Source organism: Paenibacillus glycanilyticus (assembly GCF_030161375.1).
In the GTDB taxonomy this organism is placed as follows: Bacteria; Bacillota; Bacilli; order Paenibacillales; family Paenibacillaceae; genus Pristimantibacillus; species Pristimantibacillus glycanilyticus_B.
Genome location: NZ_BSSQ01000010.1, coordinates 152,881 through 178,101, shown reverse-complemented (window position 1 = coordinate 178,101; position 25,221 = coordinate 152,881). Strand labels below are relative to the sequence as shown.

The 25,221-nt window shown below is 44.6% G+C and carries 34 protein-coding genes and 1 pseudogene; 30 read left to right on the top strand and 5 right to left on the bottom strand.

Annotated features, from left to right (window positions below; genetic code table 11):
- Positions 1 to 298 precede the first annotated feature (298 nt).
- Positions 299 to 430 (bottom strand): hypothetical protein, encoded by a 132-nt coding sequence (locus tag QQK89_RS11870; RefSeq protein ID WP_284238779.1) that lies wholly within the window; start codon positions 428 to 430, stop codon positions 299 to 301.
- Positions 431 to 460: 30 nt separating this feature from the next.
- Here QQK89_RS11870 and QQK89_RS11865 point away from each other — a divergent pair, with 30 nt between their 5' ends.
- The 3 genes from QQK89_RS11865 (at position 461) to QQK89_RS11855 (ending at position 5,385) form a co-directional block, all read left to right on the top strand.
- Complete coding sequence (locus tag QQK89_RS11865) at positions 461 to 1,891, top strand: hypothetical protein (protein ID WP_284238778.1); 1,431 nt, start codon at positions 461 to 463, stop codon at positions 1,889 to 1,891.
- Entirely contained in the window at positions 1,888 to 4,938 is a 3,051-nt protein-coding gene (locus QQK89_RS11860) for a DEAD/DEAH box helicase (protein ID WP_284238777.1), read from the top strand. Before QQK89_RS11865 ends, QQK89_RS11860 begins: the two co-directional genes overlap by 4 nt.
- A 168-nt stretch (positions 4,939 to 5,106) precedes the next feature.
- Positions 5,107 to 5,385, top strand: coding sequence for a hypothetical protein (locus QQK89_RS11855; protein WP_284238776.1), 279 nt, complete (start codon positions 5,107 to 5,109; stop codon positions 5,383 to 5,385).
- A gap of 173 nt (positions 5,386 to 5,558) precedes the next feature.
- On the opposite strand, the gene QQK89_RS11850 is transcribed toward QQK89_RS11855, so the two are convergent.
- Both QQK89_RS11850 and QQK89_RS11845 read right to left on the bottom strand, forming a co-directional pair.
- On the bottom strand, positions 5,559 to 6,053 hold the full coding sequence (locus QQK89_RS11850; RefSeq protein WP_284238775.1) for a DUF2716 domain-containing protein: 495 nt from the start codon (positions 6,051 to 6,053) through the stop codon (positions 5,559 to 5,561).
- Positions 6,054 to 6,541: 488 nt separating this feature from the next.
- On the bottom strand, positions 6,542 to 7,363 hold the full coding sequence (locus QQK89_RS11845) for a stalk domain-containing protein (RefSeq protein WP_284238774.1): 822 nt from the start codon (positions 7,361 to 7,363) through the stop codon (positions 6,542 to 6,544).
- Positions 7,364 to 7,506: 143 nt separating this feature from the next.
- Between QQK89_RS11845 and QQK89_RS11840 the strand changes: the two genes are divergently transcribed.
- From QQK89_RS11840 to QQK89_RS11795, 10 genes are all read left to right on the top strand, one after another.
- Complete coding sequence (locus QQK89_RS11840; protein ID WP_284238773.1) at positions 7,507 to 7,962, top strand: hypothetical protein; 456 nt, start codon at positions 7,507 to 7,509, stop codon at positions 7,960 to 7,962.
- Positions 7,963 to 7,994: 32 nt separating this feature from the next.
- Complete coding sequence (locus QQK89_RS11835) at positions 7,995 to 8,504, top strand: hypothetical protein (protein ID WP_284238772.1); 510 nt, start codon at positions 7,995 to 7,997, stop codon at positions 8,502 to 8,504.
- Between the two features lie 18 nt (positions 8,505 to 8,522).
- Complete coding sequence (locus QQK89_RS11830) at positions 8,523 to 8,960, top strand: hypothetical protein (protein WP_284238771.1); 438 nt, start codon at positions 8,523 to 8,525, stop codon at positions 8,958 to 8,960.
- Between the two features lie 40 nt (positions 8,961 to 9,000).
- A complete protein-coding gene (locus tag QQK89_RS11825) occupies positions 9,001 to 9,384 on the top strand; it encodes a hypothetical protein (protein WP_284238770.1) in 384 nt (127 codons plus the stop codon).
- Positions 9,381 to 9,887: a hypothetical protein gene (locus tag QQK89_RS11820; protein WP_284238769.1), complete on the top strand. Its 507-nt coding sequence runs from the start codon at positions 9,381 to 9,383 to the stop codon at positions 9,885 to 9,887. The genes QQK89_RS11825 and QQK89_RS11820 overlap by 4 nt, the downstream gene beginning before the upstream one ends.
- 85 nt (positions 9,888 to 9,972) lie before the next feature.
- Positions 9,973 to 10,695, top strand: a complete 723-nt coding sequence (locus tag QQK89_RS11815; protein WP_284238768.1) for a class I SAM-dependent methyltransferase — start codon at positions 9,973 to 9,975, stop codon at positions 10,693 to 10,695.
- Between the two features lie 109 nt (positions 10,696 to 10,804).
- On the top strand, positions 10,805 to 11,437 hold the full coding sequence (locus QQK89_RS11810; RefSeq protein WP_284238767.1) for a hypothetical protein: 633 nt from the start codon (positions 10,805 to 10,807) through the stop codon (positions 11,435 to 11,437).
- A gap of 44 nt (positions 11,438 to 11,481) precedes the next feature.
- A complete protein-coding gene (locus QQK89_RS11805) occupies positions 11,482 to 11,940 on the top strand; it encodes a hypothetical protein (protein ID WP_284238766.1) in 459 nt (152 codons plus the stop codon).
- 112 nt (positions 11,941 to 12,052) lie between these two features.
- Positions 12,053 to 12,688: a DUF4304 domain-containing protein gene (locus tag QQK89_RS11800; RefSeq protein WP_284238765.1), complete on the top strand. Its 636-nt coding sequence runs from the start codon at positions 12,053 to 12,055 to the stop codon at positions 12,686 to 12,688.
- A 202-nt stretch (positions 12,689 to 12,890) separates the two neighbouring features.
- On the top strand, positions 12,891 to 13,541 hold the full coding sequence (locus tag QQK89_RS11795) for a Holliday junction resolvase-like protein (RefSeq protein WP_284238764.1): 651 nt from the start codon (positions 12,891 to 12,893) through the stop codon (positions 13,539 to 13,541).
- A gap of 132 nt (positions 13,542 to 13,673) precedes the next feature.
- On the opposite strand, the gene QQK89_RS11790 is transcribed toward QQK89_RS11795, so the two are convergent.
- Positions 13,674 to 14,291, bottom strand: a complete 618-nt coding sequence (locus QQK89_RS11790) for an NUDIX hydrolase (protein WP_284238763.1) — start codon at positions 14,289 to 14,291, stop codon at positions 13,674 to 13,676.
- A gap of 106 nt (positions 14,292 to 14,397) precedes the next feature.
- Between QQK89_RS11790 and chrA the strand changes: the two genes are divergently transcribed.
- From chrA to QQK89_RS11760, 6 genes are all read left to right on the top strand, one after another.
- Entirely contained in the window at positions 14,398 to 15,576 is a 1,179-nt protein-coding gene (chrA, locus tag QQK89_RS11785; protein ID WP_284238902.1) for a chromate efflux transporter, read from the top strand.
- 81 nt (positions 15,577 to 15,657) lie between these two features.
- A complete protein-coding gene (locus QQK89_RS11780; RefSeq protein WP_284238762.1) occupies positions 15,658 to 16,587 on the top strand; it encodes a phosphotransferase family protein in 930 nt (309 codons plus the stop codon).
- 11 nt (positions 16,588 to 16,598) lie between these two features.
- A complete protein-coding gene (locus QQK89_RS11775; protein WP_284238761.1) occupies positions 16,599 to 17,606 on the top strand; it encodes a phosphotransferase enzyme family protein in 1,008 nt (335 codons plus the stop codon).
- Positions 17,607 to 17,779: 173 nt separating this feature from the next.
- Entirely contained in the window at positions 17,780 to 18,247 is a 468-nt protein-coding gene (locus QQK89_RS11770; RefSeq protein ID WP_284238901.1) for a DinB family protein, read from the top strand.
- Positions 18,248 to 18,270: 23 nt separating this feature from the next.
- Positions 18,271 to 19,185: a serine hydrolase domain-containing protein gene (locus QQK89_RS11765; RefSeq protein WP_284238760.1), complete on the top strand. Its 915-nt coding sequence runs from the start codon at positions 18,271 to 18,273 to the stop codon at positions 19,183 to 19,185.
- Between the two features lie 24 nt (positions 19,186 to 19,209).
- Positions 19,210 to 19,743 carry a GNAT family N-acetyltransferase gene (locus QQK89_RS11760; protein ID WP_284238759.1) on the top strand — a complete coding sequence of 178 codons (534 nt, stop codon included), beginning with the start codon at positions 19,210 to 19,212 and terminating at the stop codon, positions 19,741 to 19,743.
- 40 nt (positions 19,744 to 19,783) lie between these two features.
- Here QQK89_RS11760 and QQK89_RS11755 read toward each other — a convergent pair whose 3' ends face one another.
- The gene (locus QQK89_RS11755) at positions 19,784 to 20,341 is read right to left on the bottom strand and encodes a hypothetical protein (protein ID WP_284238758.1); all 558 of its coding nucleotides are present in this window, start codon (positions 20,339 to 20,341) and stop codon (positions 19,784 to 19,786) included.
- 151 nt (positions 20,342 to 20,492) lie between these two features.
- On the opposite strand from QQK89_RS11755, the gene QQK89_RS11750 reads away from it, so the two are divergent.
- The 11 genes and pseudogenes from QQK89_RS11750 (at position 20,493) to QQK89_RS29725 (ending at position 25,173) form a co-directional block, all read left to right on the top strand.
- Positions 20,493 to 20,891 (top strand): hypothetical protein, encoded by a 399-nt coding sequence (locus QQK89_RS11750; protein ID WP_284238757.1) that lies wholly within the window; start codon positions 20,493 to 20,495, stop codon positions 20,889 to 20,891.
- Between the two features lie 22 nt (positions 20,892 to 20,913).
- Positions 20,914 to 21,117, top strand: coding sequence for a hypothetical protein (locus QQK89_RS11745; RefSeq protein ID WP_284238756.1), 204 nt, complete (start codon positions 20,914 to 20,916; stop codon positions 21,115 to 21,117).
- Between the two features lie 5 nt (positions 21,118 to 21,122).
- On the top strand, positions 21,123 to 21,854 hold the full coding sequence (locus QQK89_RS11740; protein ID WP_284238755.1) for an SDR family NAD(P)-dependent oxidoreductase: 732 nt from the start codon (positions 21,123 to 21,125) through the stop codon (positions 21,852 to 21,854).
- A 14-nt stretch (positions 21,855 to 21,868) separates the two neighbouring features.
- Positions 21,869 to 22,756 (top strand): class I SAM-dependent methyltransferase, encoded by an 888-nt coding sequence (locus QQK89_RS11735; protein ID WP_284238754.1) that lies wholly within the window; start codon positions 21,869 to 21,871, stop codon positions 22,754 to 22,756.
- Positions 22,756 to 23,004, top strand: coding sequence for a hypothetical protein (locus tag QQK89_RS11730; protein ID WP_284238753.1), 249 nt, complete (start codon positions 22,756 to 22,758; stop codon positions 23,002 to 23,004). The genes QQK89_RS11735 and QQK89_RS11730 overlap by 1 nt, the downstream gene beginning before the upstream one ends.
- Positions 22,974 to 23,186 (top strand): annotated as a pseudogene (locus QQK89_RS29655) (class I SAM-dependent methyltransferase); the annotation flags it as partial. The gene QQK89_RS11730 and the pseudogene QQK89_RS29655, both read left to right, overlap by 31 nt.
- A gap of 45 nt (positions 23,187 to 23,231) precedes the next feature.
- Positions 23,232 to 23,564 carry a hypothetical protein gene (locus tag QQK89_RS11720; protein ID WP_284238752.1) on the top strand — a complete coding sequence of 111 codons (333 nt, stop codon included), beginning with the start codon at positions 23,232 to 23,234 and terminating at the stop codon, positions 23,562 to 23,564.
- Positions 23,565 to 23,623: 59 nt separating this feature from the next.
- Entirely contained in the window at positions 23,624 to 24,091 is a 468-nt protein-coding gene (locus QQK89_RS11715) for a pentapeptide repeat-containing protein (protein WP_284238751.1), read from the top strand.
- A gap of 29 nt (positions 24,092 to 24,120) precedes the next feature.
- Positions 24,121 to 24,615, top strand: a complete 495-nt coding sequence (locus tag QQK89_RS11710) for a VOC family protein (RefSeq protein ID WP_284238750.1) — start codon at positions 24,121 to 24,123, stop codon at positions 24,613 to 24,615.
- Positions 24,605 to 24,973 carry a glyoxalase superfamily protein gene (locus tag QQK89_RS11705; RefSeq protein ID WP_284238749.1) on the top strand — a complete coding sequence of 123 codons (369 nt, stop codon included), beginning with the start codon at positions 24,605 to 24,607 and terminating at the stop codon, positions 24,971 to 24,973. The genes QQK89_RS11710 and QQK89_RS11705 overlap by 11 nt, the downstream gene beginning before the upstream one ends.
- Positions 24,973 to 25,173, top strand: a complete 201-nt coding sequence (locus tag QQK89_RS29725; RefSeq protein ID WP_434481672.1) for a DUF6954 family protein — start codon at positions 24,973 to 24,975, stop codon at positions 25,171 to 25,173. Before QQK89_RS11705 ends, QQK89_RS29725 begins: the two co-directional genes overlap by 1 nt.
- Positions 25,174 to 25,221: the final 48 nt, after the last annotated feature.

The following is a 25,221-nucleotide window of genomic DNA, read 5'->3' as shown; positions in this document are numbered from 1 at the left end:
TCAAATAAATCAGGAGCAGGTTGTTGCCCTGGATGTTGGTTTGTTGATGATTTCTGTAGCCGGTACCCGCATATTTAGGGGATGTTCAGGTCGTCCCGTGATCGGAAGAGATGGTATAATAGATAACGACGTTTTCAGAATACATGATGAGATAACCGGGAGTTAACGGACTATGGATATAGAATATATGTTGGATGACGGCGCGTGGCGGCTTCTGCTAGAAGGCGTTGCCACGTACTTCGACGAACTGACGATTATTAGAGGTTTTCAATATGTTAAACAGGGACGGGTGGAGGAATTAAATCTCCGCGATGATGGCGTACACGTGGACGCGCGCGTCAAGGATAACCGGATGTACGACGTCGCCGTCGCTCTGGATGATCTCACCGCGAGCGAATGCGGTTGCTCCGCTAACCGTGCCTGTACGCACATGGCTGCCACCTTGATGCGTTATGCGGAGATGTGCGGTCGACCGATCCAGGCTCTCGCCAACGCGCGTAGTACCTTAAAGAGCGCGTCCGCAGGGGACAAGCCAAAAGGGGCACAAGGCGTTGCTCGCGCGAGTACCGCTGGAATATCCGCGGAAATGCCGTCCCGAGTGGACAACCGTGACGAAAGTCCGAATGGTGCTTCCAAACCGGCAGTTCTACGGACTGTCCGGCCGACCCTAACGGAGGTGGAACTGACTGAACTTCCAGTGGCCAAGTGGCACGAGCAGTTCGAGGCGCGCTGCTTACCCGTACACTTGCATATTCGCACGGCGCAGGAGGCCAGCGATTTGCTTGACGATCTGCACGCGATGCGGCCCGAACTGCCCTGGGCGCTCGAACAGTTGTTCACGCTCCATGCACTACTGTTCGTACTAGAGCGGATGGTTAAACCTACCCAGTCTCATTCTCACCAATCAAGCTTGTTTATGGGCTACCATACACGACTTGCGGTAGAAGGGGTGCGCGGCCAGGCGCGAAGCTTGCTAGAGGATAAGCTGGCACTTACGGACGACAGTTCGGCGTATTGGGAACGGCTGATGGAGACGGCGGATTTCCTTAGGAAGAAAATGTTGACCGAAGATAAGACGCTCGACTGCTTCTCGGCGCTCTATACTTCGTTGTGGTTGAATTGGCTCGGTCCAAGTTCGGCTGGAAATACGCAACTGTACGCGGAGGAGCTGCGCAAACTGAAGACAGCGGAAGCGGAACTTGGCATAGCACTATCACGATTGCCATGGACGCTTGCCCAATGCTTGCTCCTACTCTACCTGACGCGCGATGAAGAAGCACAGACTCTGCTCGCCCAGAGCGGTGGCAAGTTAATGCTGAAGCCGGAGCATCTCACGCCGCTACTCGGCGTTCTCGAGCGCTCGGAGCAATGGGGACGGCTGCGCGACTGGCTCGCGGCGATCGGTCCGCTGCTCTCAGGTTTTCGGGGAGAGGATCTAACGCCTTACGGTGACTATTGGGCGACGGTCGTAACGCATCTGCCGGACGCAGAATCGGTCATGTGGCCTACGCTCCATGCGATGTTGCCGTTCTCCCGCGCCATTTACGAGGACGCACTGGCGGCGCATGGCAGGTGGGACAGATGGATCGACCTGCAGATGTGCATGGGCCAGGAACCGCTGTTGTTCCGCGTGACCGTGCTGAAGCCGGTCGAGAAAGATGCGCCGGAACTATTGCTGCCCTTCTACCATCAAGCAGTGGAAAGGTACGTCTTGCAGAAGAACCGTGATGGCTACAAAGCAGCGACGAAGCTATTGAAACGTCTCGCCAAGCTATACGCGCGCCTGAAGAAGGCGGAACGGTGGGAGCAGTTTCTCGCCGCGTTTGTAAGTCGGAACAGCAGGCTGCGGGCGCTGCAGGAAGAACTGCGCAAAGGAGGCCTGCTGTCATGAACACGTACACCGATACCCTTACGATACAAGCGAGTTTGACCGAACAGGGCGATGCTCTTATCTTTGGCGTGGATGCATCCGGCAACTACGTGCCGGGACTGCTTGTCAAGCAGCGTCTGTTCGCGCGACATGAGCCGTCATTTTACGGTACGGAGTTAGAGATTGAGCGACTGCGGGATGAACTGGAACTCATTGTGTTGCCTGCGGAGATGGCGGTGCCGTTCTTCGCCGATCCCCGGTTGCTGCCGATACACATGACGTGGAGACTCGAAGGAGACGCAGCGCGACTTGCCGAGCTATCGCCAGCCATGGAGCGCGTCGTTGCGGAGAGGGGCTTCATTCCAAGCTTCGAGGCCTATAAAGCTGGCAAGCTACGATGGAAGTGGGACGCAGAGGTGCTCGACGCGAAGACTCGCCGGGCGCTTGGGGCACTTGCGGTCGGAGGCAACGATCTAAACGGTTGGATTGAAGAAACCCAAAACACGGAAGCGGAGGACACTGCCTTTTTGGACGGGCTAGGTGCCGCTTTCTCCGCGGCGGTGTTTCAGCGTTATTACGGCACGGAAGAAGCTGCCGCCGACCTGCGCCGAGACTTCCCTGTGCTGTTCGCGCGCGATCGCGCCGCTGTGGCTGCTGGGCTCGATGAGCGCGGTTGGCTCGTCGCTACTGGTTGGAAATCCGACACGCTGCCATTCCGGCCGCTCTTGCAACTGCTTGAGCCGGAGGATGCCGAGTCTGGTGGTTGGCGCCTCACGCTACTGCTACAGGATAAGCTTGAACCGGCGAAACTCGCTCCGATTCGTCTGACCTCGGACGGCAAAGCTTCCGGGACATGGCCTTCCGGATGGATGCCGCACGTGCATGAACGCTCCGCGGCCTGGCTTACGCATCTGCGTGCGAGCCTATCGGAGGACAGACTGGCTGGCAGTCCAGCGGACGTGATGAACGCTCCAATGTCTGACGAAGAAGCGTGGCGGTTCCTGACCATGGACAGCCAGCGTCTTCTTGCCGCCGGTTGGCAGGTATTGCTGCCCGGCTGGTGGGAGGAGGCGAGCCGCAAGAAGCCACGCTTGCGCGCGAAAGTGCGCACCGGCGATAACGAAGGCGAGAAGGCGGGCGGTAGCCGATCCTTCTTCGGCCTCGACGCGCTGATCGATTTCGACTGGCGGCTATCTATTGGCGATGCTGATCTAAGTGAGGAAGAGTTCCGAGAGTTGGTCGCCCGCGGCGAGCGGCTCGTACAGTTCCGAGGCCAATGGGTGCCGCTTGACCCTATCCTGCTCGCGCAGATCCGCAAGGCGATGGCGGACATTGGTCCGCGACAGGGTTTGTCCTTCCAGGACGTCCTGCAGATGCACTTGCGCCGCAACAGCGGCTTTCAGATGCCGGCTTCCGCGGGCAAAGACGCCGAAAGCGATGCTTCGGAGAACCGCGAAGATGCTGGCGAGCTGGAGGTGGACGTTGAGTTAAACGATCACCTCACGAAGATTATAGGGCAGTTGACGCAACAGACGGACTGGCCGTCGATCCCGGTGCCGCTGTCGTTACATGCGGAGCTGCGCAGTTATCAGCAAGCCGGCTTCTCCTGGCTAGCGTTTCTACGCCAGTTTGGACTCGGTGCCGTTCTTGCCGACGATATGGGGCTAGGCAAGACGATTCAATTCATTACCTATTTGCTGCATGTCGCCGAGGAAGCGACTGGGAACGGAGGACGGCGTCCTGCCTTGCTGATTTGTCCGACCTCGGTGCTAGGAAACTGGCAGAAAGAAGTGCAACGATTCGCGCCGTCGCTCCGCATTATGCTCCATTACGGAAGCAAGAGACTTAGCGGTGACGCATTCTACGAGGAAGCGACGAATGCCGATCTTGTATTGACCTCGTATGCGACTTCGACGCTTGACCAAGAACTGATTAGCGGCTATACATGGTCGGCAATCTGTCTCGACGAGGCACAGAACATTAAAAATGCCGGCACGAAACAGGCGATGGCGGTGAAGAGCTTCCCTGCCCGGCACCGTATTGCGCTGACGGGAACGCCAATCGAGAACAAGCTTGCAGAGCTATGGTCGATCTACGATTTCACCAACCCTGGCTATCTTGGCAATGCTCGTATGTTCGCGGAACGGTTCGGCCAAGCGATCGAGCGCGAGCGTGATGAGAAGCGAACGCAGGAGCTGCAGCGACTCGTGAAACCGTTCATGCTCCGGCGCAAGAAGAAGGATCCGAACATCATGCTAGATCTGCCAGAGAAAAATGAAATGAAGACGTACATCCATCTCACCGGCGAGCAGAGCGCGCTCTACGAGCAGACCGTGAAGGAACTAATGGAAGATGTCAAAAAGTTGGAGGGGATTCAGCGCAAAGGCGCGATCCTTTCTGCATTGACGCGGCTAAAGCAGTTGTGCGACCATCCGGTTCTGCTGACGAAGGAAGCCATTCCGGTTCCGGAGGACGAGCGCGAAGCCGCCGCTGAGTCGGCCATGCTCATCAGCCGCTCAGCCAAGCTCGAACGGCTACTTGATCTTGTGAAGGAACTTCGCGAAGAAGGCGAGCGTTGTCTCATCTTCACACAGTATATCGGGATGGGCGAAATGCTGCAGCGAGTGCTCGGCCGAGAGTTAGACGAGCCTGTCCTATACTTGCATGGCGGCTCGTCGAAGATAGCGCGAGACCGGATGATTGAGCAGTTCCAGTCCAGGGAGTTGCCGGAAGCGGAACAGCCAAACGTGTTCATCCTATCGATCAAGGCAGGCGGGGTCGGACTCAACTTGACCGCGGCGAACCACGTGTTCCATTTCGACCGCTGGTGGAACCCCGCCGTGGAGAATCAAGCGACAGACCGCGCCTACCGAATGGGCCAGACGCGCGACGTGCAGGTGCATAAGTTCATCTCGCTCGGTACGCTGGAGGAGCGAATCGACGAAATGCTCGAGAGCAAGCAACAGTTGAGCGATGACGTCATCACGAGCTCGGAAGGCTGGATCACGGAACTGTCGACGGATGCGCTGCGCGACCTGTTCACGCTGCGTCGCGACTGGTCGGAATAACGGCTTGCTTGGAAATGCGAAGGAGCAGTCTGCCGGAACGGCGACTGCTCCTTTATGATTAAGAGCGTAGAATGTAAGTGCGATTATTTTTTGGCAGCCGCCACCTGCAAGTGGAAACATGATAATTGAAGGGTTATATTGGAACGGTATTTGTATAGGAAGCGAGGGATGATTTTGAAGTCACCATTTATGTTTGTAACGGATGAACATGCTTTAAAGTTATGTTTAGATATTTCTAAAAAAATGATGGAAGATTTTAATGTTACTTATGACGAATCCATTGAAAGGATTAATCGGCATTGGTCTCATGTGGATGAAATTAATGAGGAGAGTATCGTATTTCATGAAACAGCTGAGTTTTGGGCTTATGACATTTATTATGGAATGTCTTCGCGTTGGTGGAACAGAATTGGGGATAAGACTCTTCGTCCAGTTCCTATAGAATAAAACAAATCGAGTGATAAAACGATGGAAAACGATAATTCAACAATACAGCAGCAGTCTAGGACTTTATTTTGACGTCCATGACTGCTGCTGTTTCGTTTCAAGGGGCCAGTCTTAATGCTAAATTTAATATGCCTGACGGTTTTGCACTTCGAAAGTCTGCACCAGTCATTAGGTTATCCTTGTTGAAGTACATTATGAAGCATAAGAGGCGGATTAATTAATAAACCTTCAATAAATTTCTTACCGAAGACAGCAATGGTATTTTCCCAGGGGTGACCTAATATCCCCCATGAGAAATCTGCAGCTAAGAAGAAATGATAGTCACCATCTGGATAAATGGATATTATCCAATCACGATTATCATCTCTCCAAGGAGCATATCTTGGAAACTCTAAGCGAGGATCAACTTTATAGCACTCATGTTGCCAATCTAACGCATAGATGAATTCCCCAGGTTGAGTGCATAGTTGGAATACCTTAACCAATTTGACTTCAAAGTCCCTAATCAGATCATCTGCATTGCAGTTAGAGATGTCGAACTTAATAAAAGGAGTGGGGATTCTAAAGGCTGGGAAAGTAGTAGTACTAGGTTTGAAATCAAATGTTTTATAGAACCGTGACCATATTTCCTCTTGCTCATCATTATCTAGTTCAGTCCAGCCATTCACTCATTTCTCTCCTGACAATATTATTTATCCTCATAGCTAAGCAGTTTTCTAAGTCCTGCTGTAAATTTGAATAGTGCACTACTGTTTGTGAGGAACACGATATAAACATTCTTTTCGTGTGAACCGCCAATTTGTGCCTGGATAAGATTATGATCATGGATGAATCGAATGTTTATATATCCATCAGAATCATTGTCATCAAGTATTGTCTCGCGTCGTTGCTCTATACGTATTACAAACTCCTCAATCTGCTCTTTTCTCACGCAAAAATGGGAAGTATGCGATATGTATTTTGATGTCCCTTGCATGTCAAAAGTAAAGTTAATTTCAACTAAAAGTCTGGTGGATAGTACCAGTTTCGATGAGTGATCCGATGATGATAAAGTAATTTTATCCGATAAAGTTAAAATTGTAAGTCACGCCAATCATTATATTTATTTTTGCCACGTTTATGGCACTAATAGTTTGTATAGATTCCAAGCTATTTCTTATGGATTCATTACTTCATTCACAAGCTCAAAAGAAACTGCATCGACCTTCCAACCACTTTCCGTGCGGACAATTGTGGCGGTGCGATATAACGTTTGAGTGCTGCCATATTCCGAATCGTTATCTGAAGCTTGATTCACAATAGCTGTATTATAATCGATATAGCTAGTGCCTGATTGGAATATAATTTTAAATTTATAGTTATATTTCAGACCTTTATTTTGGATGATGGAATTAATAAATCGATCCGTAAAATAAGGGCTGAAGTAAGAGCGAATTTGCTTAATAGCAGAAAGATCTGTTGCCTCATTTAATTGATCAACCAATAACTTTAATCGTTGGTCTGTAATCCGAATGGAAGAAGGAGGCACAACTCTTTGCTTTTCTAAGGTTAGAATCATTTGAAGTCTATCCAGTGTTATTGTAGCTTGTTGTGTTTGTTGATTCCATTTCACATCTGCCCCAAACGCTTCGCTTACAAAACGTGCAGGGACATAGGTAACACCATATGTAAGTTGAGGCGATACATCCATTTCAAATTCAGTCTCATTGACTCTTACCTTTTGGGAATTAATAGATAAATTAATATTAGTATTGCCTTTAGTTATTGTAATCGCTTGTTCTGCTTGATCCCATTGTACCGTTGCACCCATATTTTCGGATACACTTCTCAATGGAATAAGTATACGATTATTTTGCATTTTGGCAGCTTTTATTTGTACAACCTTATCGTAAGCTTCGGCTGCACTACTCCATAATGAAGTAGTTGTCAAAGAAAGCAGCAAAGCAAAGATAATACTAGTTACAATCTTGCTTTTCATCAGTATCTCTCCTAAGATAGTCTTTAAATTTATGTATGTCATTATAGACGATAAGCGTAACGTTATGTTGCGAACTACGAATAATCGCATGATTGTAATTTATTCCAATGAATAATTAGAAATAGCTGCTAGGAAGTGGGAGCTTGAATAAACAAACCTTGCTGGAATGGGAAAATAACCATGATGCGATAAATACTACGATTGATGGATTTTGGAAATGTTTTAGACAATGGCGTACAGAAGAGAAAGACGAATATCATAGTACTTTTCAAGGGAAGTTATATGAAGATTTTATTCGTGTACTTTACCTGAAATATACATTTGGAGTCGAGGAAGCCGTTATTTTCTGCTCTGTTCATATTTTGTATTTGGAGGAACTAATCGGCACATATGACATTGAGTTCTCATTAGATGGAGATATTGGCGATGACTATCTCGATTTCAATGCTGTTTTACTAAGAGAAAAGATGATGAAAATACAACATAATCTAAGAGTTGCTCGGAGTGCGATAAGAGAAGGAATTGAGATTGGAAAGATCTCCACTATCACTGGAATTCTCCCTGGCGCATTACAGATAATAAAAGAAAAATATTATTAAGTTGTGGGTGAATAAAGAGGTTTCCAACTGAGGTGATTAGCATAAAAAATTATACTGAATTTGAGGCTAAAATTAGCCTGCTGTATGAATGCATTCGGGAAGAAGGAGACTTTATTGATTTTGCATGGTGCACATGGCTATTGTACCCGTACTATCTTCACTTTGACGATGTCATTAATAGATATAGGTCCGCATCTTTGCTTGCATTTTTAGGGTTATTAATGGATTGGCTAGATGGAAGTGGATTTCCCTTTTATAGAATAAGAAAAGAGCTTCACGATAGCCATGATTTTGAGAAATATATGGACGCTTTTATGCAACACCAAATTACAATTAAGGGAGAGTTTCCTCACATATATAGTTCAATTATTTCTGCCTTACAGAATCTTATTTCAAGTGAGGATATAATTGCTACATTTTTGTATGTCGATCAACAAAAACTCAGAAACTTTATAACATTTATATTAAGTATTGAAAATCAGGAAAGAAATATGGAGTTCGCATTGGTTTTTGAAGAGGCCGGCGTATTCAAAATTTGTTAAAAGAGTGGGGAGTTAAACTTGAAAAAATCGAAATTTGAAATCCAACTGCGCTTAAGGGAAGGGTATCCGGGACCGATACATTTTGCAGATTTTAAAATTGACGGACAATCTTTATATGATAGGTATGTAAAGGAGTTCGACTTCGTATCTTGCTTAGGATGGGGAAGTGAGAAATTTCAACAAGAGCATATTGGAAGGTTAATTCTGCAGGGTAAACCAGATTTCGAGAACGGAAAGAATTCAATATACATATGTCCTGCATGTGCTGATCTGGGATGTGGAGCTGTATCGGTAATTATTGAAATGGACGATGATATCGTAACGTGGTCATGCCTTGAGGGTGGAGGGGAATTGCTTGATTCTCGCAAACAGTTCCATTTTGATAAAGAAAGTTATGTTGAACAAATAACGAGCACATTAGGGCTAGGTGGATTTGGTTTCCCCTGGACTAATTAAGAAGATCGTAACAGCGCGGATTGAGGGAAGGGATTACTTAATGAAGTTTCGTGTGTTTGTTTTACTTTTTGCAATTGTTTTTGCTATGACAGGCTGCACATCTGAAAAAATCCAACAGATCATAGTATATAAAATGATTAGTTTTCAAGAGACGGATCAGATTTCGGTTAAAGTATTTAGGGATTCATCTGATATATCCGTTTTTAGCAAAGCTTTTAAACATGCAACAAAGAACTCAGGCATTGCCGATATGGCAGATCCTCAATATAAAGTTGAGATGGGCAAAGAAACTTATTTTCTTTGGTTAACTGATGAAGCGGGAACAATAGAGAACGTGAACAATACAAATGTTACTTACACTTTATCAAAGAAATCGGCTGGAGAGGTCTATCAATTGCTGTTAGAGACGAGTGAATCAAAATGAGTTATGTTTTGTCCGTATATGTTCCTGATGCCAGGACAATTTCAATTATTCAATGTATCGAGGATATGAAGAAACTGAATACAGAAGTTGAAATACATCCAGATTTCTCATTTGAGAACCAATCTGGATTTTTACCTTTTAAATTAATAGTCACAGATTGTCCGAATGAGTCTCTGAATCAAAGAATGCTTTTATCCGGATTTGAGATGTCTATAGAAACAATCAAGAACACATGGATTGAGAAGTTATTTAGAACAAAGAAGAGGTACAAACAACAATTAATCATTTCGATCAGCTCTCAAGATCCTTTTGAGATGAGATTAGCTTGGTATTGGGCCGCGGTTATAACGAAGAGATATCAGGGTTTACTTATTGACGAGCAAGAGGGCGATACTTATCAAGGACAAGAAGGAATTGAAATAGCCTTACAAACAGTGAAAGAGTATGAACAATCGTTATCAGAAGAAAATTGGAAGTGTCATGAGTTCGAAGAATGGCTATAAGAGCTGGTTGGGAAAATCAAGCAAGACAAAGTTTGATTATGGTAAAATAAGTAATAAATAATTGATTTAACTCTGGAGGGTTGTTATGGAAGAAACGATTCAGAGTATTGAAGATGTTCTTACCATGCTGGATGCATTATTGAAAGAGCAATCAACGTTCAACTGGGACGCTTTTTACTCCGATCGAGAGAAACCAATACCTTTCTTCGCAAATACCCCCGACGAGAATTTAGTTCAATATGTGCAAACTAACCTGTTGAGACCAGGCAGAGCTCTTGATTTAGGATGTGGACCTGGGCGAAATGCCATTTTTCTAGCGAAAGAAGGATGGAACGTCGACGCTGTGGATATATCTGCAGAAGCAATAGGATGGGCAAACGATCGGGCATACGAATCAAATGTTCAAGTTAACTTTATTCAAAAGGATTTATTTGATTTGGATTTAGAGCCTGAGTCTTATGATCTGATCTATGATTCGGGTTGTTTTCATTATGTGCCTCCACACCGAAGAATGAGCTATTTAAACATAATAAAGAAAGCGTTAAAACCAGATGGAGCTTATGCTATCACGTGCTTTAAAGTTGGAGGGAAATATGGCGGTTCTGATCTTTCGGACTGGGAAGTGTATAGGCAGAAATCTTTAAGAGGCGGTCTAGGGTATACCAAAGAAAAATTAGCTGCGATCTTCCATGATTTCGATCTTATTGAACTTCGCGAGATGAAGGAAATCGAACAACCGGCATCGGTATTTGGGTCTAATTCATTATTAACTGGCCTATTTAATAATAAGAGAAGTTGCGATTCTTAATGTTTAAGAACAACGGAGTATTCCTTCCCATCCTCAGGCATAACACCATTCCAGATGGCCGTTGTGTTTATTGAAGAGCAAGACTGGTAATAGAGGTGAAACACTGGAAATGATTAGAGAACTTTCTGTTCAGAATATCTCTGCTAGGTGTACTCCTTCATCGTTTAATATCGGCTCGTTTCGAGATGAGATCAAAGATTTTAGTTATACATTTAAGTCAGGTTGTGTTTACGGGATTATTGGCCAACCAGGTCAAGGTGCTTGGGCGTTATCATATTTATTGACTGGTCAAATTAAAAGATATAGCGGAAAGATATTGGCAGACGAGACTATTGTTAACCCTCAATGGTTAGAGTCAAACAGTATGTATATCGGCGAAGAGTTACCTCGTAATCGATGGTTAAGAGGAAGCAATAGAACAATTCGGCAACAATTAATGGATGGGAGTAGTAGTTACACTGTTGGGGAAATCGTGGAACTGTTAGAGCTGTCACCTTCTAGACTAGATCGAACGATTAAACAAATCAGTAACGAAAGATGGAATGCGTCCGTTGGGATTGGCTTGGCTCACCAAAAGGTTGCTTATTGTTTTCCTTGGTTTAATGCTGATTTTAAAGAAATAAATCGTGCGAGGCTAAGTCTTTGCTCAAATGTATTAAAAACGCAAAAGACAATTACGATCATTCCATCGGACGAAACTTCTAATTTAGAAAATATTGCTGATGAATTCATTTATATCTAAAACTTATGATTTCGTTGATCAGTTCTACTTTTGAGGTGATCTATTTGGATTTCGGAGATGATTTGATCAAAGAATTTTCTGAATTCAAAGAAATAAATCCAACTAATTTTACTTGGTGGAGTTTTGTGAATTTAAAATCTGATTTACAAACGGCACTTGCATTTGCGAAGTTCTTTTACCCTGAAATTATTCAAGTTAATGGATGTTTTTTATTAAAGGATAAATATAATGAACAATGTTTTCAAGACTGGAGAGATGCCTGTCATGATAATAAGAAGTGCATAGAACAGATGATGAATCTATATGAAGTTGCGGATTTCTTTCATATCAATACCTCATTTGATGAGGGAGAGGATATAAAGGGGCAAATCGCTGCATTAGGTGACGCATTGAAGTTATTTTGGTCAATGAGTTTTATCAACAGATTTCCTGATAAAAATATTATTGTAGAGATTTATGTAGAATACGACGAGCAACTCTTTATTACGGTGTATGAAGACTAATGTTTTTATAGTGAAGTATAGATGAAAAATCGTTTTGGCAAATATGTAAATCTGAAATTATAAACATTATTATGAAAAAGTTGGGTTTAAACTAACAGTAGAAGCGGGAGAGGTGATAATCATTCGAATTCAAGATCAGATTGATATAATTATTAGAGATATTATTTCACCATTTTTCAAAGAAAAAAATTTCAAAAAAGTAGGTAGGAATTATTTTAAGCTGTATGATGATTTCGGATTTACCTTTAATATTCAATCAAGCCAATTTAACACAAAGGATTCTGTTAGGTTCACTTTTAACATCGGCATATTTATTCCCTCTGCCTACCGGTTAAACAGAGGTGAGGATCCACCAAAGAGACCTAAAACTATAGATTGTTTAAATCCATTAAGAATAGGGTTCTTAAAAGGTATAGGTGACAATTGGTATGAAATTAATGAGATGACAGATATATCAATAATAAAACAAGAAATTGAACAGGATTTATTGAGCTATGTTTTTCCATTTTATAATAAATTTAATTCTGTTGATAATATAATAGATATTTCAATAGAATCACTAAAGTCTGGAGAGAGAATTTTTCATGAGATGCAATTATGTACAATTCTAATCTCACAAGGAAAAAGAGGAAAAGGTGAACAACTATTCATCGAATATTATAACAAGCGTAAAAAAACTAAGCATTCGATTGAAAATTTAGTTAATTATGCAGATAAACTTCATATTAATATCAACACTCAAAAATAAACGTAAGCACAGATATATATGTAATCTATAGAGTAACAACAGTTATTAATGAACTGTAACGATCAGGCAGCCGCCAGTTAGCGGCTGCTATTTTCATGGGTGTTATTAGGTAACACCAACATCTTGATTCAAGTTGATTCAGCTGGAAATAATAAGGAGGTTAAGAGCGATAAACCAATTTCGTCAATCTAGAGGTGTAGTCATGCATATAAAACGATGGACAATTCCGGCTATAATTGTTGCCGTGATGCTTACCGTGTTTTTGGCACAGAACAAAAAAATCGAATCGCTGCGGTCACAATTAAAGGAAACGAACCTAGAGTTAGAAGAGAAGACGGATAAAATCGGTTCAATCGAGAGCGAAATGGAAGCTAAAAAGAAAGAACTCCTCAAGTTAACGTACAATTTAGATCTGGAGAGAAAGTCATATGAAGAACAAAATAAAGTGCTAAACGAAGCCATACAAAGATCGGACTCAATCGTGCATGCTAATGTATCACAGTTGTTCGGAGATGGCGGGCCTGTGATTGACCGTTCTATCCCATCAGATATTTCAACGATCATTATCGAGTTGTTTGAGGCAATGCAGAAGAATGACGCGGTGAAATTCGCAGAACTGGATAAGAGGAATGTTCTCACCTCTTTTTATAATCAGCGAGATAGGGTTGAGAAAATATTATGGATACAAAATGACCCCGATGATAGAGCCGAAGCGGTAAAAGAATGGTTAGACATTAAGTCGGAAGTTCAATTGTTAAGAGTTTTGTATTTTATGAAGGACGGAACTATAATTGATCCAAACTATGCCATGGCTAGAGAAAATGGGAAGTGGATAATCATCAAGGAAGATTAAACACAAGTTAAGGAGGATGCTAATGGGAGATAGAGAGCTTGTTTTTATTGAAACAGAGAGATTGGTTGTCAGCAAAAAAACAGCGATCGTCCCAAACAGGGGCTATCGCTGTTTTTTTGTTATGGCAATGAACTAGTCCAATACAACTTCTTTGCTTGGATCATGCAGATACTCGAACATCAATTGTACTTGCTCGACAGTGTTTCGTTCGATAGACAGCTCGGGCAATTCGTCTATGCCAAAAAATCCGACTTCGCTTGTCTCCACGCCTGCTGTTGCTTCGCCGCCCGTGATCTCGCATAAAATAAACATTTTGTAGACATGGTAGGGGCTAGGCGGATGGTTATGAAACTTCTTGTCCAGAACGGCTAGCAGCCGGACTGCCGTGGTGTCGAACCCGGCTTCTTCTTGTGTTTCCTTCACTGCAACCTCTTTCGGGGAATATCCGATATCGCTCCAGCCCCCGGGCATCGACCAACCTCCGTCAATCTTCTCGCGGACCAATAAAATCTTATCGTCACGGAAAATAACCGCCCGAATATCCGTCTTAGGCGTGGTATAACCATTGTCGCTGGCAAAAGTAAGGGCGATTTGCTCATGGCTTACAGACGTATATTCCGCCATAATTTCAACACTCATCTGCCGTAAAGCTTCGTAACGTTCAATATCGTATACATCTGTCGCATACGTTAATCCGGTTTGGGCAATGGCTTGCATCTGCTTGGCCCAGTCTAACCATTTAAATTCCATGAGGGCGTACCTTCTTTCATCTTGTTCTTTAAGAAATCGTAAAGGGGATTAACGTGTAGCTTGTCTATTAATATAATAAGGGAAACTTCCGTGGAGGTACAAATATCTGAAGACTCTAATTGAAATATTTGCCGTTTCATTCAAGCTGGGTTGCACCTCTTTTGGCGGTCCAACGGCTCATCTGGGGTATTTCCATCATGAATATGTCGAGCGTCGAAGATGGATCGATGAACGAAGTTATGCGGATCTGGTTGCCTTGGCACAGTTTCTTCCAGGACCGGCTAGCAGCCAAGTTGGAATTGGAATTGGACTAATGCGTGCAGGTTGGCTTGGAGGGGCGATCGCTTGGTTGGGTTTTACATTGCCGTCGGTTATTCTTCTCGTGCTGTTTGCGTTATTCATGCAAGCGTTCGATGTTAGCCAATCCGGATGGATTCATGGTTTAAAAATCGTAGCCGTTGCCATCGTAGCACAAGCCGTTCTTAGCATGGGACAGAAGCTAGCGCCGGATCGAAGCCGGGCAACTCTAGCTATTCTAGCGGCAGCCATAACTCTATTATGGCAAACCGCTGTAAGTCAGATTGTTGTTTTGGTAATTGCCGGAGTAGCAGGCTACTTTATGTACAAGCAGTCACAACAACCGGGAGATTATTATCGACTAACCGTAGCCATTAGTAAACGTGCGGGAGTGGTCTGTTTCGGTTTGTCTCTGCTTCTGCTGGTCGGCTTGCCGTTATTGAGGCAACTTGCAGGAGATGAAGGCTTGCTGGCTTTATTCGAGAGCATGTATCGCTCTGGATCTCTTGTGTTTGGCGGAGGTCATGTCGTATTGCCGCTGCTAGAACGGGAAGTGGTAGGGGCAGATTGGATGAGCAAAGCGGATTTTCTGACCGGTTACGGCGTGGCGCAGGCTGTGCCGGGTCCATTGTTTACGATTGCTGCTTATCTCGGCACGATGATCAGTGGAGTGAAGGGAGCGGTTACGGCCACTATTGCGATTTTTCTTCCGGCCTATTTGCTAATGGCAGGAGCACTGCCCTTCTGGAATACCTTAAGACAAAACCCCAACGTACAGGGAGTTCTGATTGGAATCAACGCAGCCGTAGTGGGCATCTTGCTTGCGGCTCTTTATAATCCGTTATGGATAACGGCTATTCGGGAGCCGGCGGATTTTGTGCTTGCTCTTGTGCTATTTGGTCTACTCGTGTACTGGAAGCTGCCGCCGTGGCTCGTTGTTGCGGCAGGAGCGGCCGGAGGCATTGCCGGAATGTTTATATTAACTTGAAATTGACCGCGAAATAATTCCAATATGTGCTAAAATAGTTGGGTGTTCTCCTAATCTATCAACGAAGTTGGAGGTGATTTCATGACCGCTTATGAGAAACCAGAAGTAGCCATGAACGATATCGAATCCCTTTTAAGAAGTCAGTTAGGTCCTGGAGCGGTTGAGATCACGCCGATGGATGGCGGTAACATGAGCAATGTATATTCCTTCCGAATCGCAGATCAAGGATTTGTTGTGAAATTCAGCGATCTTGATGGCGCCTATGCAACCGATCAGTTTGTCTCTAATTTGCTATCCGGTCATGATATTCCATTCCCAAGATGTCTGGCGAGTGGCCAATTCGGTCTCTTAAATTACATCATTATGGAGCGGATGCAAGGACATAATCTATCTGAATGTTCAATGGAAGAACAGGAGCAACAACTGCCGGAGTTGTTCCGTCTATTAACGAATCTAGCAAATGTGGATATCCGTTCTACCAACGGTTATGGTTGGATTGGTTCCGACGGGAATGGAGCGTATGGTTCTTGGCGGGACTTCGTAGCGGCGGCTTATGCGGAAGACCAGACGGGGACGTTCTGGGAGAACTGGCATGATCTGTTTCAGACAACTTTCCTAGAGAGAGACATTTTTGAAGAAGTCTATAATCGATTAATGTCTTGGTTGACCTATAACGAGTCGAACAGGAGTTTTGTTCACGGGGATTTTCACCAATGGAATGTGCTATCCGATGGGACTAGGATTACGGGCATTATTGACGGGAATTGCATGTATGGCGATCCTGTCGTGGATCTTGCCGTTCTCGATCGTCATATGCCATGGATGGGAATGATCGAAACCTATGAGAATTATTTGGCGAAGGAAAACATCGTTATTCCTTATTTGAGGGAGAGATTAATCGGTGCCTATTATTACAAAGGGCTCGACGGTCTTCGCTTTTATGCCAAAATGGGCTGGAAAGACGCATATGACGAGACACGGGCGTTTCTATTGAATTTGAAGAGCTACTAAGGGGATACTTCATGAACAGCGGTTTTCAAATGGATACGGATATCAATCGCCGACTTACGCTTAAGCAAACGAAACAAGCAGCATTATATGCTTTGCAAAAATACGATGTTGACTGGAGCTCCATACATTTCATCCAAGTTTCAGAACATGCGACCTTTCGCATTCACAGTATTACGGGAGAATCCTATTTACTGCGAGTTCATGCATTGAATAAATCTTATGTCGAAGTAAATTCGGAACTAAGGTGGTTAGCCCATTTAAGAAGTAAGGGACTTGTTGTACCTGATGGCGTACTAAATCGAAATGGTGAATTTATTACCGTTGTTTCAAAAGAGGATAAGGCGGAATATTATGCAACCTTGATGAGGTGGATCGAGGGTGATCGGTTAGATAAAAATGCTCTTAACGAGGATCATATACGAGCGATGGGAAAACTGATGGCGGACCTTCACGGGGCGAGCGTTGATTTTGTTCCCGGAAACGCTTTTTCCCGCACAATTTGGGGGAGCGAGAGTTTTGCACTGGATTGGAAACATTTACAGAAGCATCATAATCATTTTATAACGAAAGAAGCTTTCAAATTGTATACAGAAGCTTCTGCTAAAGTTGCGGATCAACTTCAAACTTACACACCTCATGCACAAAATTACGGGATCATTCATGCAGACCTCCATAATGGGAATATCGTGTTTTGCGATGATCTTCCGTATGCCATTGATTTTGGTAGATGCGGCTTTGGCTATCATATTTACGATATTGCGCAAGCGGTCATGGGCCTTCGGCCACATCAACGAAAACTATTTATTGAAGGCTATGAGAAGGTCAGACAATTGAGCAATAATACGATTTCGATGCTGGAGTGCTTCTTCATCATGGCAATCATTGAAGCCTATAGTTTCCATGCTGAGAATGAGCAGGAGACTGAGGGTCTGATTGAAGAGCAACCGTATGCTCAGTCCATATTGAGAGCATTCATGAATGGAGAGCCTTTCTTATTTCGGGAATTTGATGAGTATTGATTTACATTAAGCGGTGAAATTGCTGTTTTATGATGTTGCGGAGGGGCAATGGTATGCGTTTAGCCAGACTGCGCTGAATTCCATCAGAAAATTGCCGGCAGTAGAATTGGAGTACATATTACATTAGGGAAACGAGGGAATCGAAGGTGAAACAACTGATCGTTGGAGATGTCATGCATGAACTGAACAATACTCGCCGCATTCTGGAGCGCTTGCCCGACGAGCATATGACGTGGAAGCCGCACGTGAAATCGATGACGTTAGGTGGGCTGTCCACGCATCTGATCAACCTGCTGAATTGGCAAATTGCCATTGTTCTTTACCCTGAATTTGATCTCTCGACCGTCCCGCTGCGGCGGGAAGCTCTGGAATCACGCGAAGCCGTACTGGAGGAATTCGATGCGAACGTCATCAAGCTCAACAAGCTTATAGACGAATGCGACGAGACAACGCTTGGCGAGGATTGGACCTTGCGTAACGGCGACCATATCATCCTGCGCCAACCGCGGGCGCTCGCGCTTCGCACCTTCGGATTAAACCACATGGTTCACCACCGCGCGCAGCTTGGGGTTTATTTGCGGCTACTCGATATTCCATTGCCCGGCCTCTACGGTCCCACAGCCGATGAAGAAGGCAAATAAAAACGACCATATGAGGTGAGAAAATGAAGGATATTCTGATTGCGAATAATAGCCATTTTGATTCTTTGATTGATAATGTGCAGCAAACGCAGAATCGGGTAGGTTCTTCGGCAGGCGCTCTTGTTATCATTCAAGATCAAGAAATTGTAACGGAGTGGTACGACGGATATCATCATCACAAAAAAGGTGCCCAAAAAGTAACATCCGATTCATTATTTAATATTTATTCAACAAGGAAAACATACGTTGGATTAGCAACGGCTATTGCTATCGTAGAGGCTGGAATTGACATTGACACGTTAGTTAGCGACTTGCTTGAAGATTTTCCAAAGGAATATTTAGCGGATGTGACTCTTCGCGATTTAGCTACAAAGTCAGGACCAAAGTATTTTGGACCTCTTCAAATAGAGCGTGAGGAACTGGCGGCAAAAGTAATTGAAAGAATAACAGGCTTTACGATTAATCAGTTAATAACAGAAAAAGTATTACATCCCTTGCAGTTGGCAAATACAGAGTGGGTGTCTAAACCAAAGGAGAATCTAGTCTGTGATTATCAAGCATCAGATGGCTATGCTTCCGTTAGGATCGAATCGGATGAAGGTCATGAACGTAATCTTTATTGCAGTGCCAAAGATTTGGCTGTTTGGGGGCAATTGCATTTAAATAAAGGTTTTCTCAATGAGAAGCAGATTTTGAATAGTAGCATATTCGAATTAATGGAGAACGTTAAGAATGATAAGACTGAAAAACGAATATTTGGCTGGTACTATCAAGAGGATTGGTATTATGCCACGGGGGCAACGGGTTGCCATTGCGTTATTCTACCTGAGTACAATACCGTTGGAGTTAGGATGTTAAATAAATATACGGATGATTATAAAGATGACCAGCTAACATTTAATAAGTTATTGTTGGATTGTATTAAAGGTAAGCGTTAAGAGAAATACAAGGAGTGAAATACATTGAACCATGATGAAATTGAATTCCATATAAGAGCAGAACAACCGAATGACGCAGAAAGCGTGTATCGTATTCATTATGAAGCATTTGGAGAACGGGAAGAGGAATCTAAGATGGCCGAGCGTGTTCGCGCATCTAAAGGGTATATTCCCGAACTGTCTCTTATTGCGACTGATAGAAACGGTAGTGTAATCGGTCATGCATTGTTCAGTCAAGCGGAAGTCGTGGACGAAGACATAAGGCACGAAGTGATCGTTTTAGCGCCGATTGCAGTTAAACCGGGCTATCAGAACCAGGGCATAGGGGGAGCGCTTATCCGCGAAGGTTTGCGGCTTGCGGACAAGCGCGGTAACTCGCATGTGTTTCTCATCGGGCATCCGGCATATTATCCCAAATTCGGATTCGAACCGGCGCGTCCGTACGGCTTTGAGTTAAAGCAGTTCGAGGTGCCAAATGAGGTGTTTATGGTGAAGATCCTATCTCCAAACGCTGGAATCAAAGGCGAGTTACGTTACCCGCAAGCTTTTTTGGATTAGGGTTACAAGCTGCTTGCAATACAGTAATGGGATCCTAAATCTACTGCTTTTTATCATTCAACTGAACAACATAGTCTTTCAGGCGGTCCCTCGTGGCCGCCATTTTTTGTACGGCGGAGCGGTTGGGCTTGAGAGCTACTTTGGGCCCTTCATGCACACCTGGAGCATAATAGACTAATCCAATCTGAGGCTCGATTTCGGCAACGGTTTGGAGCATGTAGCCGTATACTTGTTGATCTTCTTGAGACAAGGTTTGTTGCTTCGAAAGTTGCGAATTCAAATACCGGGAAATAGTCTGCAGATGGTTGGAGACGGGTAGCAGCAGATTTGTTCCTTTCGCTTGGTCCACAAGCTGGGAATAGGCGCTAATGGCAATTAGTTTCTCATTCATCGCAGCTAAACGTTCCACGCTGATATCATCCGGCGGGTAGTTCGCGAATTCGTCGTAGTTGTGCCATATTTGATAGATTGCGCTCCCAACAAGGCCTCCCAATCGTGCGTTTGCATAGTCAGCCTGTTTATGTTCGTGATTCCACAGGAGAAAGCTCCCGATAACGATGGCTACAGTAAGAAGTACGGTAGTTCTAAATAAATTCATTTCGCTGCCCTCCTGAATCTTTAATCCTTTTCAATAGTATAGCATTTACCTACTTTTTGGAAAATCTAACAGAAATGTCATACAGCCGTAACGAAGATGTGGTAGTCTTGTATGTGCTGGAAATATAATGAAGAGTTGAGAGGGATAAAGATTGAGCAAACGAAAATTAACGATTCTGGCAGGCGTATCCTTATTCCTGCTCGTCTACGTGACTTACGGATTGTGGATTGCGAAGGATGTGCGAACTATTCTGACGATCGGGATGCAACCAGATTCCAGTTATGATAACTACATGAGCGAGCAAGCTTATCACAGACTGAATCCTATCCGTAATGGAATGACAAATTCCACTTACACGTACCAGTCAGAAAATCATCATATTGGCCCGGTGTTTCTATTCCATTTCTTTGTTGTGGCGAAGACTTCAACCAAGCAGAGCTTTGAATTTCAGAATAAATCCGTTTCGTTCGGGGGAACGGAAGTCGTGAAGATGACGACAAAGCTGAAGCATGGCCGCTGGTATGCTTCGGAAATCCATATAGCTCCATAACCATAAGCGGGAGGGATAGTCTATGAAACGGAGAAGAACGATTAGTATTGTATTAAACGCGGCATTTGTTTTATCCGTACTTCCCTTGTTGTATCTCATTCAGGCCGACAAGAACAGCAATTACATCAGCGGACTCATGTTCTTCTCCATTGCTTTTTTTGTTCTTGGAATCGGCAGCACCGTTAATTACTATACCATCAAGTTAAGGAAACGAAATGGAGGATAATACAGATGCCGAAGAAACAGGTGTATATCATCACGGGCGTGTCCGGCGGATTAGGCGCAGAGCTGGCAACACAGCTATTGAGTGAAGGGAACGACGTGATAGGATTATCCCGAACGGATCATCCGGTGTTAGAACAACTTACGGGTGCGGGACAATATTCTTTTTACCCGATAGACCTTACCCAGGCAGATACGTCTGTGCTTCATGAAATCATATCTGCCTTACAGACAAGCCCTCCAGAATCTATCACGCTCATAAACAATGCAGCTTCCGTAACTCCGCTTAATCGGATCGAAGATTGCACGGACGAGCAAATTCTAGCGAATATCCAATTAAACATAACGGCTCCGATGTTGCTCATTTCGGCTTTTATCCGGCTTACGGCGGAATGGCCCACGGTTAGAAGAGTCGTAAATATATCATCCGGTTCCGGTAGTTACCCTGCTCCTGAGATGAGCTTGTATTGTTCGGGCAAAGCGGCGATTAATATGTTCTCCCGATGTGTAGGCATGGAGCAAGAACAATCGAATAATCCCGTTCAAGTTTTTTCGATTGACCCAGGGATGATGGATACGGCTATGCAACGTACGGCGAGGGAGTCCGACATGGCCTTATCGGCGTATTTCGCGGCACAGCATGAGGAAGGCAATCTGGTTGAACCGGCAAGCGTCGCGCAAAAAATTATAGACCTAATAAGTTCTCAGCATCTCATAAAAGGTGAACTACAGAAAGTGTAGGGGAGTGTCCGACAATGAGCGAGTACTACTGGAATAGCCAGATTGAATATCTCAGCAAGACCAGATGGCTTTTGTACAATGACGATTATTTAGAGTTTCTAGTGCAGAAAGTTTGGAAAATATCGACGCCTGTGCGCATGGTGGATTTCGGCTGCGGGTATGGTTACATGGGGTTAAAGCTGATGCCTTTGCTTCCTGCCGGGTCAACGTACACAGGGATTGATGCCGGAGATCAATTAATAGCGCGGGGTGAAGAACTGTTTCAAGATGCCCCGTTTGAAACCCGGTTCATGCAAGGGGATATCCAGACCATCGAGATCGAGCAAACTTATGATCTTGCCGTTTGTCACGCTTTCCTGCTGCATGTCCCTAATCCTAACGCTATATTGCAAAAAATGCTGGATTCTCTCGTTCAAGGCGGACGAATCATTTGTTTTGAGCCTCATTGGATATCCGGGATGGCGAACTATCATCTGGAGGGTAATCCGCATTCTGACATTGTACAGCTTGGATTCCTGCAGAAGTTGTTTGAGAGAGACGCGGCCGGCAGCGGTAGTGATGGGAACATCGGCATTAAACTACCCGTTTATTTGAGTGCGCTTGGAGTCAAACAAATCGATTGCAGATTAAGCGATAAAGTTAATTTTCTGGACGCAAACATTGATGAAGACGAGAAGAGAGATCTCTATCAATCGATCAAAGCAGATGGATTTGGGGCGGCACCATCGGATGAAGATGCTTTTATTGCCGGACTGATAGACCGCGGCGCAACGTATGAAGAAGCGAAGCGGGAGTTTGACACGGAATTGTCCCTATCGAAAGCATTTCAGCTTCATTCATCTCTCGTGTATGCCCCTACTATGAAAATAACTTCGGGAATTGTTGAGAGAGGCGGGTCCTAATGAGTAAGGTAAGTCGCAATAATCCGGTTCGTGATAGCTGGAATGAGTGGTCCGACACCTGGTACACGAAATATAGGACCGAGCAAGCTATAGCTACAATCATTCAATCGCCAGCTACCGCTTTTCATCCGACGGTGTTCGCCATGCTGCAGGAATCTTTCCCGGATTTCAATGGGATTCGGGTTCTCGTTCCATCCAGCGGTGATAACCACGCGGTATTTGCTTTTCATTTGATGGGGCAAAAGTAACTTCCTGCGATATTTCGGAGAGACAAATCGAGAACGCTTTCATAATCGCGCAGCATTATGGTTGGGATATTTCCTTCATTAACGATGACACTATGGAATTAGCTAATATTCACAGCAATGAATACGATCTGGTTTTCACCTCTAATGGCGTACATGTCTGGATCAACAATTTAACGGCTATGTACGGTCAGATCCAGAGAGTATTAAAGCCGGGAGGCACATGCCTCATGTATGATATCCATCCGTTTATGCGTCCTTTTGGCGTGCAAGCCGGTGAAGCCGCAACGGTCGTCAAACCTTATGATTTGACGGGGCCATTTGGCGAAGTGCCTACTTATAAATGGCGGATGCAGGACATTATGAATGCCATGATCACATCTAATCTGCGCGTACAGCGGATCGAGGAAATGTATGCGCAAGACGGCTGGTTCTGGGTTGACGATTCTACGGATGAAGGCGCGCAATTAACGGATGAAGAAGTACAACGTAATTGTGATTGGCATCAGAATCCGATGGCTGCACTTCCTCAATGGTTATCGGTTCGGGCCGTTAAAGGGTAATGTTCCCGTCGCGTCGAAGTTACATAGGCAACTAATTCGAGTTCGGAGGAGATCAAGAGATGAGTCTAACCGTGGGACCGTATGATCTGCAGAAGACGGATATTACAGGAGCGAAGTGGCAAGAGGTACGCGCAGAGGAACTGGAGATCGATAACGTCAGTTTGGCGCGCACGTCCATCAATAATGTGAATATGAACGCGATGAAGCTTAACGATGTGAATATGAGCGAGATCCAAATTACGGATGCGAACATGTCCGGCATCCATATTAAACTTGCTAATTTCACTAATTCCGTAATTGATACCGTTTACTTGCACGGAACCGAGTTCCGGAATGTTGTCCTGCCGCAGGAAGGCGAACCGCATTATAAGGCGGAAGGCTATCAGCCTACTCGGTTCCACAACTGCAATCTCTCGAATGCGCAATTGAATAACTGTAATCTAACGAATGTGGAAATCACGGATTGCGACATTACGGGTCTTCGAATAAATGGTATATTGATCTCGGATTTGCTGAAAGCCCAATAATTCTTGCGAAGGAATGGGGGAAAGCGCAAATGAGTGAACAAACAATTAATGAACAAACGAAGTCAATCATTAAGCTTGGTAAATCAATTCAGGTGCGGCTTGTATCGGATTTGCAGGCTTCGCAAATTTATTACCGTGATTGCCTAGGGTTTACGATCGATAATTGGGGTCACGCTGAACGCGATGAGGTTTGTTTCATTCTTCAGCAAGCAGTGTCGGATCAAGATGTCAAACCCAATGCGGTATCGGCGAAACGTTCAAGTTATCCTAGCGAATGGCAAGGGCCTGAAGATGGTTGGGACACCTACATTCATATGGCTTGGGATGAGTTTGATGAATATGTGGAAGAAGTTCGAGCTTGTGGTGGCCATATTGGAATCGAGCCTTTTATGGATGAACACGGAGGGTGGCAATTTAAGAATGCCCATATCCTTGATCCCGACCAATATAACATCGTATTAGGCGCGATGCGGAGAGTGGAGCAGATTTGGACGGAAACCGGAGGCCAAACAGATGAACTTTGAACAGCTTGTACCTATACTGCGCATCTTTGATGAAGCAAAAGCTAGAGAGTTTTATATGGACTTTCTTGAATTTACGGTGGATTGGGAGCATCGGTTTGAACCAAACACGCCGTTATACATGCAGATATCCAAAGGCCCTGTCAGGCTCCACTTAAGCGAGCATCACGGAGATGCCAGCCCCGGTTCGTCCGTGCGAATCGAAATGACCGGCATTAAAGAATGGCATAAGGCATTATTGAATAAAAAATATAAGTATGCAAGGCCCGGACTCGAGGAGACGCCTTGGAACACCCTGGAGCTTAGAATCGGCGATCCGTTTGGCAACCGGGTTGTATTTAGCGAATCTACATCTGACTAATAGAGGCGATTGCTATAAAAATACTGTATGGCGTTATTTTAGTTATAGCATTTCTGCTCATTACGATGTTTGGGCTAGGTCCCGTCTTGTTTGCGGATGGCAGCTTTACGGAGAGAATGGTCACTTTAGGCGTGGTCATTCTAATCTATCTGGCTCTTGCAACCTTGACGTATTTCGTATTCAGACGCAAAGGAAAATAATTGCTTTGCCGGATTCTGCCACTGTTGCAGAATCCGGCTTTTTTTTTT

What these genes read in the sequence shown, in the direction of transcription:
- QQK89_RS11865 (WP_284238778.1), top strand. Translation starts at nt 461, where the DNA reads ATGTGCGGTCGACCGATCCAGGCTCTCGCCAACGCGCGTAGTACCTTA.
- QQK89_RS11860 (WP_284238777.1), top strand. Translation starts at nt 1,888, where the DNA reads ATGAACACGTACACCGATACCCTTACGATACAAGCGAGTTTGACCGAA.
- QQK89_RS11855 (WP_284238776.1), top strand. Translation starts at nt 5,107, where the DNA reads ATGATTTTGAAGTCACCATTTATGTTTGTAACGGATGAACATGCTTTA.
- QQK89_RS11845 (WP_284238774.1), bottom strand. Translation starts at nt 7,363, where the DNA reads ATGAAAAGCAAGATTGTAACTAGTATTATCTTTGCTTTGCTGCTTTCT.
- QQK89_RS11825 (WP_284238770.1), top strand. Translation starts at nt 9,001, where the DNA reads ATGAAGTTTCGTGTGTTTGTTTTACTTTTTGCAATTGTTTTTGCTATG.
- QQK89_RS11820 (WP_284238769.1), top strand. Translation starts at nt 9,381, where the DNA reads ATGAGTTATGTTTTGTCCGTATATGTTCCTGATGCCAGGACAATTTCA.
- QQK89_RS11815 (WP_284238768.1), top strand. Translation starts at nt 9,973, where the DNA reads ATGGAAGAAACGATTCAGAGTATTGAAGATGTTCTTACCATGCTGGAT.
- QQK89_RS11810 (WP_284238767.1), top strand. Translation starts at nt 10,805, where the DNA reads ATGATTAGAGAACTTTCTGTTCAGAATATCTCTGCTAGGTGTACTCCT.
- QQK89_RS11795 (WP_284238764.1), top strand. Translation starts at nt 12,891, where the DNA reads ATGCATATAAAACGATGGACAATTCCGGCTATAATTGTTGCCGTGATG.
- QQK89_RS11790 (WP_284238763.1), bottom strand. Translation starts at nt 14,291, where the DNA reads ATGGAATTTAAATGGTTAGACTGGGCCAAGCAGATGCAAGCCATTGCC.
- QQK89_RS11780 (WP_284238762.1), top strand. Translation starts at nt 15,658, where the DNA reads ATGACCGCTTATGAGAAACCAGAAGTAGCCATGAACGATATCGAATCC.
- QQK89_RS11775 (WP_284238761.1), top strand. Translation starts at nt 16,599, where the DNA reads ATGAACAGCGGTTTTCAAATGGATACGGATATCAATCGCCGACTTACG.
- QQK89_RS11770 (WP_284238901.1), top strand. Translation starts at nt 17,780, where the DNA reads ATGCATGAACTGAACAATACTCGCCGCATTCTGGAGCGCTTGCCCGAC.
- QQK89_RS11765 (WP_284238760.1), top strand. Translation starts at nt 18,271, where the DNA reads ATGAAGGATATTCTGATTGCGAATAATAGCCATTTTGATTCTTTGATT.
- QQK89_RS11755 (WP_284238758.1), bottom strand. Translation starts at nt 20,341, where the DNA reads ATGAATTTATTTAGAACTACCGTACTTCTTACTGTAGCCATCGTTATC.
- QQK89_RS11745 (WP_284238756.1), top strand. Translation starts at nt 20,914, where the DNA reads ATGAAACGGAGAAGAACGATTAGTATTGTATTAAACGCGGCATTTGTT.
- QQK89_RS11740 (WP_284238755.1), top strand. Translation starts at nt 21,123, where the DNA reads ATGCCGAAGAAACAGGTGTATATCATCACGGGCGTGTCCGGCGGATTA.
- QQK89_RS11735 (WP_284238754.1), top strand. Translation starts at nt 21,869, where the DNA reads ATGAGCGAGTACTACTGGAATAGCCAGATTGAATATCTCAGCAAGACC.
- QQK89_RS11730 (WP_284238753.1), top strand. Translation starts at nt 22,756, where the DNA reads ATGAGTAAGGTAAGTCGCAATAATCCGGTTCGTGATAGCTGGAATGAG.
- QQK89_RS11720 (WP_284238752.1), top strand. Translation starts at nt 23,232, where the DNA reads ATGTATGATATCCATCCGTTTATGCGTCCTTTTGGCGTGCAAGCCGGT.
- QQK89_RS11715 (WP_284238751.1), top strand. Translation starts at nt 23,624, where the DNA reads ATGAGTCTAACCGTGGGACCGTATGATCTGCAGAAGACGGATATTACA.
- QQK89_RS11710 (WP_284238750.1), top strand. Translation starts at nt 24,121, where the DNA reads ATGAGTGAACAAACAATTAATGAACAAACGAAGTCAATCATTAAGCTT.
- QQK89_RS11705 (WP_284238749.1), top strand. Translation starts at nt 24,605, where the DNA reads ATGAACTTTGAACAGCTTGTACCTATACTGCGCATCTTTGATGAAGCA.